Annotated in this window: 14 protein-coding genes; 2 read left to right on the top strand and 12 right to left on the bottom strand. The window is 35.9% G+C overall.

The features are described from left to right. Positions 1-3: 3 nt before the first annotated feature. Together IQI_RS04410 and IQI_RS04405 are read right to left on the bottom strand one after the other, a co-directional pair. A complete protein-coding gene (locus tag IQI_RS04410) occupies positions 4-897 on the bottom strand; it encodes a deoxyribonuclease IV (RefSeq protein WP_064091472.1) in 894 nt (297 codons plus the stop codon). A 69-nt stretch (positions 898-966) separates the two neighbouring features. Next, positions 967-2274 carry a DEAD/DEAH box helicase gene (locus tag IQI_RS04405; protein ID WP_064091471.1) on the bottom strand — a complete coding sequence of 436 codons (1308 nt, stop codon included), beginning with the start codon at positions 2272-2274 and terminating at the stop codon, positions 967-969. A gap of 221 nt (positions 2275-2495) precedes the next feature. Here IQI_RS04405 and vrrA point away from each other — a divergent pair, with 221 nt between their 5' ends. Together vrrA and IQI_RS04395 are read left to right on the top strand one after the other, a co-directional pair. After that, on the top strand, positions 2496-3182 hold the full coding sequence (vrrA, locus tag IQI_RS04400; protein WP_064091470.1) for a VrrA/YqfQ family protein: 687 nt from the start codon (positions 2496-2498) through the stop codon (positions 3180-3182). 165 nt (positions 3183-3347) lie between these two features. Beyond that, a complete protein-coding gene (locus IQI_RS04395) occupies positions 3348-4304 on the top strand; it encodes a 4-hydroxy-3-methylbut-2-enyl diphosphate reductase (protein ID WP_064091469.1) in 957 nt (318 codons plus the stop codon). A 63-nt stretch (positions 4305-4367) separates the two neighbouring features. On the opposite strand, the gene IQI_RS04390 is transcribed toward IQI_RS04395, so the two are convergent. The 10 genes from IQI_RS04390 to IQI_RS04340 form a co-directional block, all read right to left on the bottom strand. Then, complete coding sequence (locus IQI_RS04390; RefSeq protein ID WP_064091468.1) at positions 4368-5486, bottom strand: Nif3-like dinuclear metal center hexameric protein; 1119 nt, start codon at positions 5484-5486, stop codon at positions 4368-4370. Further along, positions 5483-6196, bottom strand: a complete 714-nt coding sequence (locus IQI_RS04385; RefSeq protein WP_064091467.1) for a tRNA (adenine(22)-N(1))-methyltransferase — start codon at positions 6194-6196, stop codon at positions 5483-5485. The genes IQI_RS04390 and IQI_RS04385 overlap by 4 nt, the downstream gene beginning before the upstream one ends. A gap of 134 nt (positions 6197-6330) precedes the next feature. After that, complete coding sequence (gene cccA / locus IQI_RS04380) at positions 6331-6708, bottom strand: cytochrome c550 (RefSeq protein WP_064091466.1); 378 nt, start codon at positions 6706-6708, stop codon at positions 6331-6333. Between the two features lie 512 nt (positions 6709-7220). Next, positions 7221-8363, bottom strand: coding sequence for an acyl-CoA dehydrogenase family protein (locus IQI_RS04370; RefSeq protein ID WP_064091464.1), 1143 nt, complete (start codon positions 8361-8363; stop codon positions 7221-7223). Positions 8364-8534: 171 nt separating this feature from the next. Next, entirely contained in the window at positions 8535-9077 is a 543-nt protein-coding gene (locus tag IQI_RS04365) for a hypothetical protein (RefSeq protein WP_064091463.1), read from the bottom strand. Between the two features lie 123 nt (positions 9078-9200). After that, positions 9201-10331, bottom strand: coding sequence for an RNA polymerase sigma factor RpoD (gene rpoD / locus IQI_RS04360; RefSeq protein ID WP_064091462.1), 1131 nt, complete (start codon positions 10329-10331; stop codon positions 9201-9203). Between the two features lie 33 nt (positions 10332-10364). Then, positions 10365-12176: a DNA primase gene (dnaG, locus tag IQI_RS04355; RefSeq protein ID WP_064091461.1), complete on the bottom strand. Its 1812-nt coding sequence runs from the start codon at positions 12174-12176 to the stop codon at positions 10365-10367. Positions 12177-12223: 47 nt separating this feature from the next. Beyond that, on the bottom strand, positions 12224-12676 hold the full coding sequence (locus IQI_RS04350) for a YaiI/YqxD family protein (RefSeq protein ID WP_064091460.1): 453 nt from the start codon (positions 12674-12676) through the stop codon (positions 12224-12226). 312 nt (positions 12677-12988) lie between these two features. Next, entirely contained in the window at positions 12989-13801 is an 813-nt protein-coding gene (locus tag IQI_RS04345; RefSeq protein ID WP_064091459.1) for a pyruvate, water dikinase regulatory protein, read from the bottom strand. Positions 13802-13814: 13 nt separating this feature from the next. Continuing rightward, entirely contained in the window at positions 13815-14441 is a 627-nt protein-coding gene (locus IQI_RS04340) for a helix-turn-helix transcriptional regulator (protein ID WP_064091458.1), read from the bottom strand. Positions 14442-14590 lie beyond the last annotated feature (149 nt).

The raw sequence follows: 14590 nt of genomic DNA, 5'->3' as shown, positions 1-14590 counted from the left end.
TGATTACTGTTGTTGAATTTTAGATAAAACATCTTCATCAAATGATTGGTTACGCAGCATGTCAATCTCAAACTTATATGGAGGCTTTTTATTTTTCTTATCTTCTCCAACATAAGGTGTTTCTAGTATTTTAGGAATATCTTTAAGCTGAGGGTGATGGACGATATAGTTCAAGGCTTTAAATCCAATATGTCCAAAGCCTAGGTTTTCATGTCGGTCTTTACTTGCCCCACGAACATTTTTACTATCATTAATATGAAGTACCTTTAACCTTTCGATTCCAACAATTTTATCAAATTGGTCTAAAACCCCATCAAAGTCTTCAACAATATTATATCCCGCATCATGAGTATGACAGGTATCAAAACAAACAGACAGTCTGTCATTTAATTCTACTCCGTTGATGATCTGAGCTAACTCTTCAAAGTTTCTTCCACACTCTGTTCCTTTACCAGCCATCGTTTCTAATGCAATTTGAACTTTATGGTCTTTTGTTAACACTTCATTAAGACCTTCAATAATTTTAGCAATTCCTTTATCTGCACCTGCCCCAACATGAGCACCAGGATGAAGCACAATTTGCTTAGCACTTAACGCTTCAGTGCGCTCAATTTCGGAACGTAGGAAATTAACTCCTAATTCAAAGGTCTCAGGTTTGGTGGTATTTCCGATATTAATAATATATGGGGCGTGAACTACAATTTCATCTATCCCATTTTCTTTCATATGCTTTAATCCTGCTTCGATATTAAGGTCTTCAATCTTTTTTCTTCTTGTATTTTGAGGCGCACCTGTATAAACCATAAAGGTATTAGCCCCGTAAGAAACAGCTTCTTCACTGGACGTTAACAGCATATTCTTACCACTCATAGAGACATGTGACCCGATTTTTACCATTCTTCTCAACTCCTAAGAAAATCTCTCTTTATTGTATCGAATGTGTCTAAATGAATCACGTTAAAACTCTTATTTTCCTCTGCTTTTCTTTCTTCTTTCAAATTTCTTGATTTTATCCATCTTGAATTTCATTTTCTTTTTGTATCCCGGTTTTACTTTTTTAGGTTTACGTACCATCGATTTTGCTTTTGCATCAATATCATCAGTTGCCGTTTTTTGACGATTTTTACGTTTGTTTAGAGGTGGTAATTCAACCCATTCACCTTTTTTAAGCTGTTGATGTGAAAAAGATATTCCCATCTTTTCAAGTTGATTCAACGCATCCTCATCTGAAGGTTCGAAGATTGTATAGGCAATTCCTGAATTTCCTGCACGTGCTGTACGCCCCGATCTATGAATGTAAAAATCTAAATCTTGAGGCAGCTCGAAGTTAATAATATGACTTACACCTTCAATATCGATCCCTCTCGCTGCTAAATCTGTTGCAACGATGTATTGATAATCAAGATTTCTTATCTGTTTCATTACTTTTTTACGTTCACGAGGTGATAATCCCCCATGGATTCTGCCTACCTTAAGTCCTTTTGCGCTCAGTGCATTAGCCACTTCATCCGCTTTAGACTTTGTATTGGTAAAAACAATTCCGAGATAAGGATTTATATCAACTAATAAATCATATAAAACGGTTATTTTTTCACGACTTTTCTTAGGAATAATAACATGCTTAATATTTTTAGCAGAAATTTGTTCCGGTTCTACATGTGCATATTGTGGATTTTCCATATATTTTTTCAAGAAAGGCTTTAGCTTTTCAGGAATTGTAGCAGAAAATACTAGCATTTGTAGATTTTCAGGCATCTTTCCAGCAATCTGATCTACATCTTCAATGAATCCCATATCAAGCATCAAGTCTGCTTCATCAATGACAAGCACATTGGATGTATGAACAAATAAAGCTTGATCTTTAACTAAATCGTTGATTCTACCAGGAGTTCCAACCACAATATGAGGTTGATGTTTTAATTTCTCAATTGTTCTTTGTTTGTCAGTACCACCAATAAAACAACGAGATACAATTTCACTATTTTTGGTTATTTTTAAGATTTCGTGATAAATCTGTTGTGCTAATTCACGAGTAGGCGCCGTTACGACTGCTTGTACCTGCTCACTGGAAGCATTAATTTTTTCAATAATCGGTAATAGATAGGAATGGGTTTTCCCTGTTCCTGTTTGTGATTGTCCAATCGCGCTTTGTCCCTTTGCGATCAAAGGAATCATTTTATTTTGAATTTCTGTTGGTTCAAAAAACCCGAGTTCTTCGATGGCTTCATTAATAAATGGTTGAAATCCAAATTGAAGAAATAAATTCTTTTTCATATCCTTTTCATCTCCTTATTTCAATATATCCTTTTATTTAAACGTCAAAGCTTCGGAATCGTCATATTTAAAGAACATCTAACCATTATAATAAATTTTCAACAAAACATCTAGCTCATACTTTATAAAATAAATCACGTTATAGTCACAATTCCCTTTTTTGAACATCTGCATACTCTATATAGACGATGAATTAATTCGATAGAAAGGAGGCTTTAATGATGCCACCTAGAAGAATGAGAAATGGGCACCAGCAAATGAGAAATCCTTTTGGAATGAGACCCGTTGAGATCCAACAGAATCCTTTTGGAATGCCCCAGCCTCAACAACAAATGAGAAATCCCTTTGGTATGAGACAACATCAGTCTCCTCCTTTTCAAATGGGAAGACAGCAGCCAAATAGAGGAATTAATTTTAATGGAGGAAATCGCTCAAGAGGAAAAGGTAGAGGTGGACTCTTATCTAAGCTACTAAAAAAGGGTGATTCCAATAATCAAACAGGAGGAATTCTTCAACAATTTACCAGAGATGCTAGTGGATCTACTGGATTTGATCGTGCTCCACAAGCAGGTGGGTCAATAATCGGAAGTTTACTAAATCCAGGAAATGTGAATTCCTTCCTTTCAAATACACAACAGGTATTACAAAGCGCTCAACAATTAGGTCCTATTTTTCAACAATATGGACCTATGGTAAAAAACTTACCTGCTCTATGGAGATTGTACCGGGGATTTAAAGATTTGTCATCGGAAGACAATTCAGAAGAAAACACACTAGATAGTACTGAAGAAATATCTAAAGCAGGAGAAGAAAGACCTAAAAAGAAAAAGAGAAAAAAAACTTCAAATGAAAATAAGGAAGAGTCATCAGATCATATCGGAAATTCAAAACCTAAATTATATATTTAATCTTTGTATCCCTTAAAGACATGCAGATGAATTAGGGATATTTTTTTTGACTCTTTGATGAGTTTTTTTAAAAATAATCTCTTTATACTGCTTCTCTTTGTCAGAAAGTCGGTTCTCCTTTATAATAGAGATACAACCTTTTCTTAGGTAGGAGGATTTTCGTAGATGGATATAATTAAGATTACCCCGAGGGGCTACTGTTATGGTGTAGTTGATGCAATGGTGATTGCCAGAAATGCTGCACTGGATAAATCGCTACCTCGTCCAATTTATATTTTAGGAATGATCGTTCACAATAAGCACGTTACTGATGCCTTTGAAGAAGAAGGTATTATCACCTTAGATGGTGAAAATAGAAAAGAAATTATTGAACAAGTTCATGAAGGAACCGTTATTTTCACTGCACACGGGGTATCACCTGAAGTGAAAGAAATCGCAAAGCAAAAAGGATTGGTCACTCTTGACGCTACATGTCCTGATGTTACAAAAACACATGACCTGATTCGTTCCAAAGAAGCTGAAGGATATGATGTCATTTACATTGGTAAAAAAGGGCACCCTGAACCTGAAGGAGCCGTCGGTGTAGCACCTGACATTGTTCATTTAGTTGAAAAGGCTGAAGATGTAGAGGAACTTTCAATTGATAACGAAAAAATAATCGTAACGAATCAAACAACAATGAGCCAATGGGACGTTTTAGACACGATGGACAAAGTGAAAGAGAAATTCCCTCATGTTGAATTGCATAAAGAGATTTGCTTGGCCACTCAAGTTCGACAAGAAGCTGTGGCAGAACAAGCAGGGGATGCTGATGTTCTGATTGTTGTCGGTGACCCTAAGAGCAATAACTCAAACCGTCTAGCTCAAGTATCTAAAGATATTGCAGGTACACCTGCCTACAGAATTTCAGATATTAGTGAACTGGATATTGAGTGGATTAAATCGGCCAATGTAGTAGCCGTTACAGCAGGGGCTTCTACCCCTACCCCGATTGTCAGAGAAGTAATCAAATTTTTAGAAACATTCGATTCAAATGATGAAACTACTTGGACACGAGAAAGAAATGTACCACTCAATAAAATTTTACCAAAAGTTAAAAAGGCAAAAATGAGTTCTAAATAGAATATGTCATTACAAAACCCCTTAGGGATAAATCCCTAAGGGGTTTTGAGTATCTTTCATAATCTACATAAAGGTAAATGGATTCGTATCAGCTTCTGAAGCGAAAATCTTAACATCATACCCTTTTTGTTGACATGTCTTTGTTAAGTAGCTTGCTACTCCACTTTTCATGACTTTTTCAATATGGTGACCTGCATCAATAATGTTTAGCCCCATCATCATGGCATCATGGGCAGTGTGATAATAAATATCTCCTGATACTAAAACATCAGCACCTTGCCTTTTTGCTGCAGAGATAAACTTGTTTCCATCTCCACCCAGTACAGCTACTTTTCTAATCTCAGAATCTAATTCTCCTATGACTCGGATACCATCCATATCAAAGGTTTGTTTAACATGATTAGAAAAATCCTCTAAGGATGTTGTCTTGGGTAAATAACCTATTCTTCCTAACCCCAAAGTCTTTCCTTTATTCTCTAAAGTAAAAATATCATAGGCAACCTCTTCATAGGGATGGTGTGTAAACATAGCCTTTAACACTTTTTTCTCAATTGAAACTGGATAAATCGTTTCAATTTTCACTTCTCCGACTTCTTCTAATTTACCCTTTTCACCAATATGGGGATTGCTCTCTTCACCTGGTGAAAACCTTCCAGTTCCTTTAGTGGAAAAACTACAATATGAGTATTCTCCAATATGACCTGCACCAGCATCCCCTAATGCTTTTCTCAGGCTTTCGCTTTCTTCCTCAGGTACATAAACAACCAGTTTTCTAAGCTCTTCTGAATAAGTTGGAAGCAAGACAGAAGTGTTTTGTAGACCTATCGCTTCTGCAAGAAGATCATTGACTCCACCTGTTGCAACATCTAAATTTGTATGAGCAGCATAGACTGCAATATCATGCTTAATTAACTTTTCTATCATTCTTCCCTGATAAGAATCCGTTTTAATTGATTTTAACGGGCGAAAAAGGGGGGGATGATGAGCAATAATTAATTTTACATTTTTGCTTATTGCTTCATCTATTACATTTTCTAGCACATCTAACGTGACCATGACATTTTCCACTTTTCCGTTCAGCTTACCGACCTGTAAACCAATAGGATCTCCATCTTCTGCTAAATGTTTAGGAGAAAACTGTTCAAAAAGCTGAATAATTTCATGTCCATTTACTGACTTCATGAATCGAGAACCTCCTCAACCATTTGAATTTTTTTCAATAACACTTGTTTTCTATGTTCTAAATCAGGCGTTTTTTCAGCCTTTTCCATATTCTTAATGATATTCTTCCATTGAGCACATTCTTGATTCCACTTTTTCCTAAAAGCATCATTACAGTTTTTTATTAATATCGGTCCTAATAACAATTCTTTTTCAAATTCATCTGGAGTGTATAAGGCTTTGGGATTTCCTTTTTCCGCCACTAAAACCTCATAAACCTTACCGTCTTCCTCCATGATTTCTTCCTGAACTAACCCCCACTCATTGTTTAAGAGCCATGTTCGAATTGATTTAGCACTCACATTTGGCTGAAGAATTAACCTGGAAACTCCTGTTAACTTTTCTACTCCTGCTTGAAGAATAGAAGCAATTAAAGTTCCACCCATTCCAGCAATAGTAATGCAATCTACTTCACCAGGAGAAATGACTTCCAATCCATTTCCCAGTCTTACTTCGACTCTGTTCGTTAAATTTGAATCTTGCACTTGTTTTTTCGCTGACAAGAAAGGCCCTTTCACTACTTCGCCTGCAATGGCAAAGGTAGCAATCTCCTTTTTTACAGCATAGCAAGGTAAATAGGCATGATCGGATCCTATATCCGCTATTCTTGACTGTTTAGGTATGTAAGAAACAACCGTTTCTAATCGTTTCGAAAGTTGTTCAATATTCATCGTTTCACCTTAATCATTTTAATTTAGGATATCGTGCATAGACTTAGTATGTGCACGATATTCATTCTAACCAATTTACTACTATAAAAAAAGTCCTTTGCCCAAAGACAAAGAACCTTTTTTAAACATCATTATTAAAGTGACTTGATCCAATCTGCCATAGCGTCTAGATTTTCTTCTTCAACTAAGCCAGCTGGCATGATACCTTTACCATTTTTAATTGTCTCTTTGATCTCATCTTTAGAAAGGTCTGTACCTTTTAGGGCTGGACCTGCTCCACCACCATAATCAGCACCATGACAAGACAAACAATTGTTTTTGTAAGTTGATTCTGGATCAAACTCACCACTAGAAGCTTGTTCGCCTTCTCCTTCTTTACCTTCCATTTCACCATGTTTTTCTTCTTTAGCTTTTTCTTCAGCGTTATTCAAGCCTTGTAAAGACATGAAGAAAACAAGACCAATTCCAAGAGCCATAATAAGAACGAATGGGATAATTGGATTACGATTCATGATTTAACCTCCTTTATGTACAACATCCAAAATAGTGCTCTGTTAAACACTTTATATTTTACTTTAAAAAGCGACAAAGGAAAAGTCCTATCAATTAACTTTTCCATCTTTCTCACAAAATAGACACATTTCATACTAATTTCGTTATTTGTTAAGGTTGTTTTCGCAAAGGTTTTCACTATATTAGATGAGTAAGTAGTAGTGGATTTCGGCTGCAGAATGCCCGCTCGCTTTAGGGTGGTGGTTTGCAAACCCCCTGTTATAAAATAATGTTTGAGAAAAGAGCCTTTCTGAAAGAGCTCAGAAACATCCCCCTTGCTTGAAATCAGCTTTTTAAGGTAAGAGTGTATTAAGGAACTAAAATCTCAACCAAGAGGCTATAAACGCCTAATAAGGCTATTTTTATCTTTATGGACTTCCTCATGAATTCTACTTGTTCAAAATACAGTCAAAAAATAGCTCTAGTGGAATAAACCACTAGAGCTATCCTCAAACAACCAGGATAATAAATTTTACTGACACCCTATTAACCTTGAAATAACCATTCTTTGGACCTCAGAGGTCCCTTCTCCAATTTCAAGAAGCTTTGCATCCCGAAGGTACCTTTCAACATGGTATTCTTTCATGTACCCATAACCACCATGAATTTGAATTGCTTCAGAAGCTACTTCCATACTTATTTCAGAAGCGTATAACTTACACATTGAGGCTTCTTTTGAGAAAGGTCGGCCCTGATCCTTTAACCAAGCAGCTTTATGAACCATATTTCGTGCTAATTCAATTTTCATAGCCATATCAGCCAATTTAAATTGAGTCACTTGAAATTGTGATAAAGTCTTTCCAAATTGCTTTCTCTCTTTTGAATACTGTAATGCTTTATCAAATGCAGCTTGTGCAACACCAACGGCCATTGCTCCAATTCCAATCCTTCCACCATCTAAAGTGACGAGGAATTGTTTAAAGCCCTCTCCTTTTTTCCCTAACAGATTCTCTTTTGGAACTTCAACATCCTCTAAAACAAGTTCAGTCGTGTTAGAAGAATGTAGCCCCATTTTTTCATAGTTATCAATTACCTTAAACCCGTTTGCCTTTGTTGGAACAATAATAGCACTTATCTCTTTGTTTCCATTATTTTTACCTGTTATAGCTGTTAATGCTAAGTGATTGGCATAACTTGCGTTAGTGATATAGCATTTATTTCCATTTATGACCCACTTATCATCTTTTAATTCAGCAGTTGTTTGTGTTCCTCCTGCATCAGAACCTGCATTGGGTTCAGTAAGACCAAAAGCCCCAAAAGATTCACCTGTACAGATAGGAGTCAAATATTCTTGCTTTTGCTCATGAGTCCCAAATAGATTAATGGGAGCTCCTCCTAATGAAATATGGGCAGAATAAGTTATTCCAGTTGAAGCACATGCTCTGCTTAATTCTTCTGTTACGATAGCAAAGCTGACTGTATCCGCACCTGCTCCACCGTATTCTTCAGGAAACGGAAGACCCATCATTCCTAAATCAGCAAGTTTCTTAAAAATTTCCTTTGGAAATTCTTTTGTGCGATCTCTGTCTAGTGCTCCCGGAGCAACTTCCTCATCGGCAAACTCCTTGATTGTTTTTTTAATCATTGCTTGTTCTTCTGTTAAGTCAAAATTCATCCTAATCCCCCTTGTCTAACTTTGGTGACTGAAAGCCAAATGTCTCTAGTTGACTTTAATCAGCATTGAGCAAAAGTGAATATGTAACCACTTATGAATGCGCTCTCATTCTTATTATAAAAGGGAATGCATAATTTTCTCAACTTTAAAAAACTTTTAAATATTCAGAAGTTATTGTAGTATAAAAATCACTAAGAGAAGAAAACCAATGACTCCAGACAAGCTGAAGTAAATAAGTTTGAATTTATAACCAACGAGAAGCCATAAAAAAATGTTCAAAAACAGGGCTAAGTATGTTGGGAAAGGAGCACCATTGTACACCTTTTCCGTTATTTCTATTGAAATATTTAGAAGGATAAATGCAGAAGCAATAAATGGCAAGGCAGCTGGTAATTGTTTCTTAGTATAATAAATTACCATAACTAATAAAAATCCGACAAAACCTGCCAAAATCGCTGTTTGCAAAACGATTGACAATTCAGTAAAATAAATGACAAATAATGAAATAAACATTAACAAAATCGCAATGATAGAACCCGTTAATTTAAGCCTTGTTTTTGATTTAGCTGGACTTTCAGAACCAGCACTTTCTTCCCCTTCTGTATATAACGCGAGAAGATAATTGCAATAATGTTCTGGCAGCATGTTGTTTTGCTTCCAAAAATGAATTTCTTTTACAATAACATCCTTACGATTGGCTTCTGTTTTAGTCATAGTGCTCACACTTTCTGTAACGATTTCCTATTGCTTAATTCGGCAATCCATCAGAAAAACCCTTTAATTAAAGACAAAAAAAACTACCTCTATATTGCTGGAGTAGAGGCAGTTAATGGTTTTCTATTCTAAAAAGTCCTTTAGTCGCTTGCTGCGACTAGGATGACGTAATTTTCTAAGAGCTTTTGCTTCGATTTGACGAATACGTTCTCTCGTAACACCGAATACTTTTCCTACTTCTTCAAGTGTACGAGTTCTTCCGTCATCTAATCCGAAGCGTAAACGTAAAACATTTTCTTCTCGATCCGTAAGAGTGTCTAATACATCTTCTAGCTGTTCTTTCAATAGCTCATAAGCAGCATGTTCAGAAGGAGATTGTGCCTCTGCATCTTCAATGAAATCACCAAGGTGGGAATCGTCTTCTTCACCGATAGGTGTCTCTAACGATACAGGTTCTTGAGCAATCTTAAGAATTTCCCTAACCTTTTCAGGAGTAAGGTCCATTTCTTCTGCAATTTCTTCTGGAGCAGGCTCGCGACCTAAGTCTTGTAGTAATTGTCTTTGCACACGAATTAGCTTATTAATCGTTTCAACCATGTGTACAGGGATTCGAATCGTTCTGGCTTGGTCTGCAATCGCACGGGTAATAGCTTGTCGAATCCACCAAGTAGCATACGTACTGAATTTGTACCCTTTGCGATAATCAAACTTTTCAACTGCTTTAATCAGACCCATATTACCTTCTTGAATTAAATCTAAGAATAGCATGCCGCGACCTACGTATCTTTTGGCGATACTAACTACTAAACGTAAGTTAGCTTCTGCAAGTCGTCTTTTTGCTTCCTCATCGCCTTCTTCAATTCGTTTCGCTAAATTAATTTCTTCTTCTGCTGATAAAAGGTCGACTCTTCCAATTTCTTTAAGGTACATACGAACTGGATCATTTATTTTAACTCCAGGGGGTACACTTAAATCATTTAGATTAAATTCTTCTTCCTCTTCTTTTTCTAACTCATTTGCACCTGGATCATCATCTTCATCATTTTCATTAATTATTTCAACACCTTGTTCTCCAAGTTGCTCATAAAATTCATCCATTTGATCGGAATCTAATTCAAATCCCGATAACTTATCGGCGATATCCTCGTATGTGAGGACGCCTCTTTTCTTACCTTGGTTAACTAGAAATTCTTTCACCTGATCAACCGTTAATTCTGACGCTATTTGTTTGGAACGCGCGGACTTTTCAGCCATGTGTTCCCCTCCTTCCAACTTCCTTACAATACTTTATAGAGACTTACGCAACTGTACGATTTCCATTGCGATCTGTGCTTCTTTACGATAATCCTTGTGTCTTTCTGCTTCTTTTCTTTCGGTTTCTTTTTCTTTTATTTTCAACATCTTTTGATGTTTTAACACCTGTTTTACATAATCCAATAATTCTTGCTCCGTACTTTCTTCACTAAGAGACATCATTTCTATTTCAGTTACAATTCTACGAAGCCTTTCATCAGGGAGATATCCTATAAAGGCACTAGCATTAGGAGGTAGCCCTTCTTCATAATAACCAAATAAATACGTAATAATAGCTTGGTGTTCATCAATATTAAGATTTTTCCCTGCTAGCCACTCCTGAATTTTATATGCAACATTCGAATCCTTTAGCATGTAAGCAATTAATCTTCTCTCTGCGGTTTGGTAAGCTGGCAACAATTTTGTTTCCACTTTTTTACTAACCGGTCGTTGAGTTTGAACTGGTTTAGACGAATTAGCTTTCTTTTGAGTAGAACCTTCCAGGTCAAATAATTGCTGTTGTAGAGCATCTAATGATAAATCAAAATCTTCTGCTAAATACCTTAAATAATAATCCTTTTCAACTGCTTTACTCAGTTGCGTAATTTCCTTAAGTATGTCTTCTATATAATTAAGGCGATCTCCTTCATCATTTAGGTTTTTATTTAGCTTATAGTAACGTAATTTAAATGCCATGAACGTTAAGCTTGCCCCTATTACATCGTTTTGAAACCTTTCTGCACCATACTTCGAAATGTAGTCATCAGGGTCTAATTGTTCAGGTATTGTAGCTATACGTATATTCATTTGATGGTTAACGAGAAGATTCCCTGCTCTGAATGCAGCTTGAATTCCCGCTGCATCTCCATCGTAACAAATAACTACCGAGTCGGTTAAACGCTTGAGTAAACCAATCTGTTGCTCAGTTAGAGAGGTGCCCATTGTCGCTACACCATTTTCCACCTCAGCCTCACTGGCAGAAATAACATCTGCAAATCCTTCGAAAAGAACTGCTTGCTGCTTTCGTCTAATACTCCCACGTGCTTCATGATAATGATAAAGAATACTACTTTTATTGAAAATTTTTGTTTCAGGACTGTTCAAATATTTAGGTTCTTCATTGGAACCAATGCTTCTTCCAGAAAAAGCAACTGTGTTTCCCTTTGTATTGGTAATGGGAAACATAATTCTTCCTCTGAACCGATCAAGAAACGAATCATCTCTTTCTCTTCTAACTAACAGGCCAGCCTGTTCCATTATTTCTAGAGAATATCCTCTTTTTTGAAGAAATTTCACTGTGAAATCCCAACTTGGTAAGGACCACCCAATTTGAAATTTAGTAATACTTTCAGTCGTAAAACCTCTTGATAATAAGTATTCCAAGGCTTCTTGACCTTCCTTTGTATTTAGAAGAAGATGGTGGTAAAATTTACTCAAAAGCTCATGTGCTTCAAGCATTTGTTTTTCATCTTCCTGTGGGGGAAGGCTGTTTCCTGTAGAGGAGGTTTGAATAGAAATTTCCTCACCTATTTTGGCGCCAAGCTTCTGAGCAGCCTCAAGAAAGGTTAATCCATCAACATCCATCAGGAAGGTAAAGGCATTTCCTCCTGCACCACATCCAAAACAATGGAATATTTGTTTGTCAGGTGAAACAGAAAAAGATGGTGTGTTTTCACCATGAAAAGGACATAATCCAAAATAATTACGACCCTGCTTTTTAAGTTGAACATAGTCACTGACAACATCTACGATATCTGTAGACGTTAAAATTTTATTTAATTTTTCTTCAGGGATTCTTTCAGACACAATTTATCACCTGTTTTTATATACCCTCTTTATCCATTCGGTAATTACTACATTTCTCCTGCAATATTCGACAACATTTTGTCGAATTGAAGACGAAACATTTCTCTGTCTTCATTCGTAAAAGGTTTAGGTCCCTTCCCATAATTCCCTTTACGCCTTTCTTTTGCTGCGACATATCGATAATCCAAAGCGGTGACAATACTCTCTTCCTTGTAGGCTTTTCCCCTAGGAGAGATGGCATAAACTTTTTTCGGCAGAACTAAGCTTGCCAACCCAATATCTTGAGTGACGAGTACATCATGAGCTCGAACATGGTTCATAATATACAAGTCCGCCGCTTCTTTTGAACTATCAACATATACCCACTTGCCTTGATCTGGCGTATTCTTTTTGTGAGCATGCGAAGCAACAAATACTACGTCTAAGTCATAAATTTTTGAAATACTGATAATTTCCTTTTTTACCGGACAAGCATCTGCATCTACATAAACAGTAGACATAAGTTCGCTATTACTAACTATTCTACATCACTCCGTATTTTCCTTCTCTCTCTATAAACTTTCCTAGAGATTTGGATTGTAAATGTCGAATTTTAATTAAGACGAGACTTGACATATCACAATAATTAGTTTATTCCTTAAGAGTTTAGTCTAAACCTATTTTAAATATTTTTATCACAATTTTTTATTATAGTATAATTAATCGAGTTTGACCACTATAAAATCCAAACAAATTTCCTGCCATTGAATTTGTTAAATAAAAGAATGACCCTGTACACACTTTGGAGTACAGGGTCATTCTTTTATGACATTTTAGTCTTTGGAGTGCTGATAGATATTAGTAATAATATTTGCCGTTTCTTCGACAGCTTTATTCGTAACATCTATTACATTACAGCCAATTCGTTTTGTTATTCTCTCGAAGTATTTCAGCTCTTCCTCTATACGCTTTATGTTTGCATAGCTGGCTTCATCATTTAGCCCGAGAGATTTTAATCTTTCTCTGCGAATAGTATTGAGTTTTTCTGAACTGATTTTCAACCCAAAACATTTTTTTGGAGAAACTTTAAATAATTCTTCAGGTGGATCAACTTCAGGAACTAAAGGCACATTGGCTACTTTTAGTCTTTTATGTGCCAGATATTGAGATAATGGAGTTTTAGACGTTCTTGACACTCCTACTAAAACAATATCTGCTCTTAAAATTCCACGTGGATCTCTACCATCATCGTATTTAACAGCAAATTCAATCGCTTCGACTTTTTTAAAGTAATCATCATCCAGCTTTCGTACAGTACCTGGTTCAAATAAAGGCTCTTTATTGTATATGGTTTCATATTTGTCCATTAAAGGACCAATAATATCAAAGGCATAAAGCTCTTCTTTTTCAGCTTGATCTTTAATATAGCCTCTCATATCCGGTTTTACTAAAGTGTATACGATAAGTCCTTGATTCAGTTTGGCTAAGGAAATTACTTCATCAATATGTTCAAAATCCTCTACATACGGAAAGCGTTTAATGACCGTATTGGAACCATTAAATTGGCTAATGGCTGCTTTCGTAACTAATTCAGCTGTTTCCCCTACTGAATCGGATACAACATAAATAATAGGTTCTTTCACGATCGTTCACCACCTTCTAATATTCATCTGCTAATGACACAAATGCTTTTGTTATATTTGTTTTCGTAATTCTTCCAGTTACTTCAAGGTCACCATTGTCCGTTTTTTTAATAACAGGAACGGAATCGATTTGTTTGTGAATCAAGTCTTTCGCAACCCCAATCAGTAGATCATCTTTTTCACATGTTGTAATATTGGGCATTCTTGTCATTATGATATTCACTGGGAGTGTACTAAGTTCTTGTTTTCCTATACTTGCTCTCAATAAATCCTTCCTAGATAGTACACCGACTAAATAAGAATTGGCATCCACAACAAATAGGGTTCCAACATCCTCTAAAAACATGGATACAATGGCATCATACACCGAAACATTTTCATTTACCACTACTGGAATAGATTGATAGTCTTTTACATAAAGTTTATTCAGGTTTTCTGTTAATAACTGAGTTCCAGTTTTGCCTGTATAAAAATACCCCACTCTAGGTCTTGCATCTAGATAACCTGCCATCGTTAGAATGGCTAAATCCGGTCTCAGAGTAGCTCTTGTTAAGTTTAACTGATCAGCAATTTGTTCACCAGTAATAGGTCCATTGTCTTTAACGATTTGTAAAATATGCTCTTGGCGTTTATTAAGTTCGATTGTTACTCACCACCTAACGAACAAACGTTTTATTATGTTATACTTTATAAGAAATATTATATACTATTAATCGAAAATGAAAAGAGAATATTATCATTTCATTGAGTTCACACTATATTTAAATTTCACTTTACAAAGATTATCTTTTT

It is taken from the genome of Rossellomorea aquimaris TF-12 (assembly GCF_001648555.1).
GTDB lineage: Bacteria > Bacillota > Bacilli > Bacillales > Bacillaceae_B > Rossellomorea > Rossellomorea aquimaris.
The sequence above is the reverse complement of the archived record's forward strand: the minus strand, read 5'-3'. Positions and strand labels throughout refer to the sequence as shown.

Bases quoted from the DNA above. Each gene is read 5' to 3' on its own strand.
- IQI_RS04395 (WP_064091469.1), top strand. From the start codon at position 3,348: ATGGATATAATTAAGATTACCCCGAGGGGCTACTGTTATGGTGTAGTT.
- IQI_RS04385 (WP_064091467.1), bottom strand. From the start codon at position 6,196: ATGAATATTGAACAACTTTCGAAACGATTAGAAACGGTTGTTTCTTAC.
- IQI_RS04370 (WP_064091464.1), bottom strand. From the start codon at position 8,363: ATGAATTTTGACTTAACAGAAGAACAAGCAATGATTAAAAAAACAATC.
- IQI_RS04410 (WP_064091472.1), bottom strand. From the start codon at position 897: ATGGTAAAAATCGGGTCACATGTCTCTATGAGTGGTAAGAATATGCTG.
- IQI_RS04390 (WP_064091468.1), bottom strand. From the start codon at position 5,486: ATGAAGTCAGTAAATGGACATGAAATTATTCAGCTTTTTGAACAGTTT.
- vrrA (WP_064091470.1), top strand. From the start codon at position 2,496: ATGCCACCTAGAAGAATGAGAAATGGGCACCAGCAAATGAGAAATCCT.
- IQI_RS04350 (WP_064091460.1), bottom strand. From the start codon at position 12,676: ATGTCTACTGTTTATGTAGATGCAGATGCTTGTCCGGTAAAAAAGGAA.
- IQI_RS04405 (WP_064091471.1), bottom strand. From the start codon at position 2,274: ATGAAAAAGAATTTATTTCTTCAATTTGGATTTCAACCATTTATTAAT.
- rpoD (WP_064091462.1), bottom strand. From the start codon at position 10,331: ATGGCTGAAAAGTCCGCGCGTTCCAAACAAATAGCGTCAGAATTAACG.
- IQI_RS04365 (WP_064091463.1), bottom strand. From the start codon at position 9,077: ATGACTAAAACAGAAGCCAATCGTAAGGATGTTATTGTAAAAGAAATT.
- cccA (WP_064091466.1), bottom strand. From the start codon at position 6,708: ATGAATCGTAATCCAATTATCCCATTCGTTCTTATTATGGCTCTTGGA.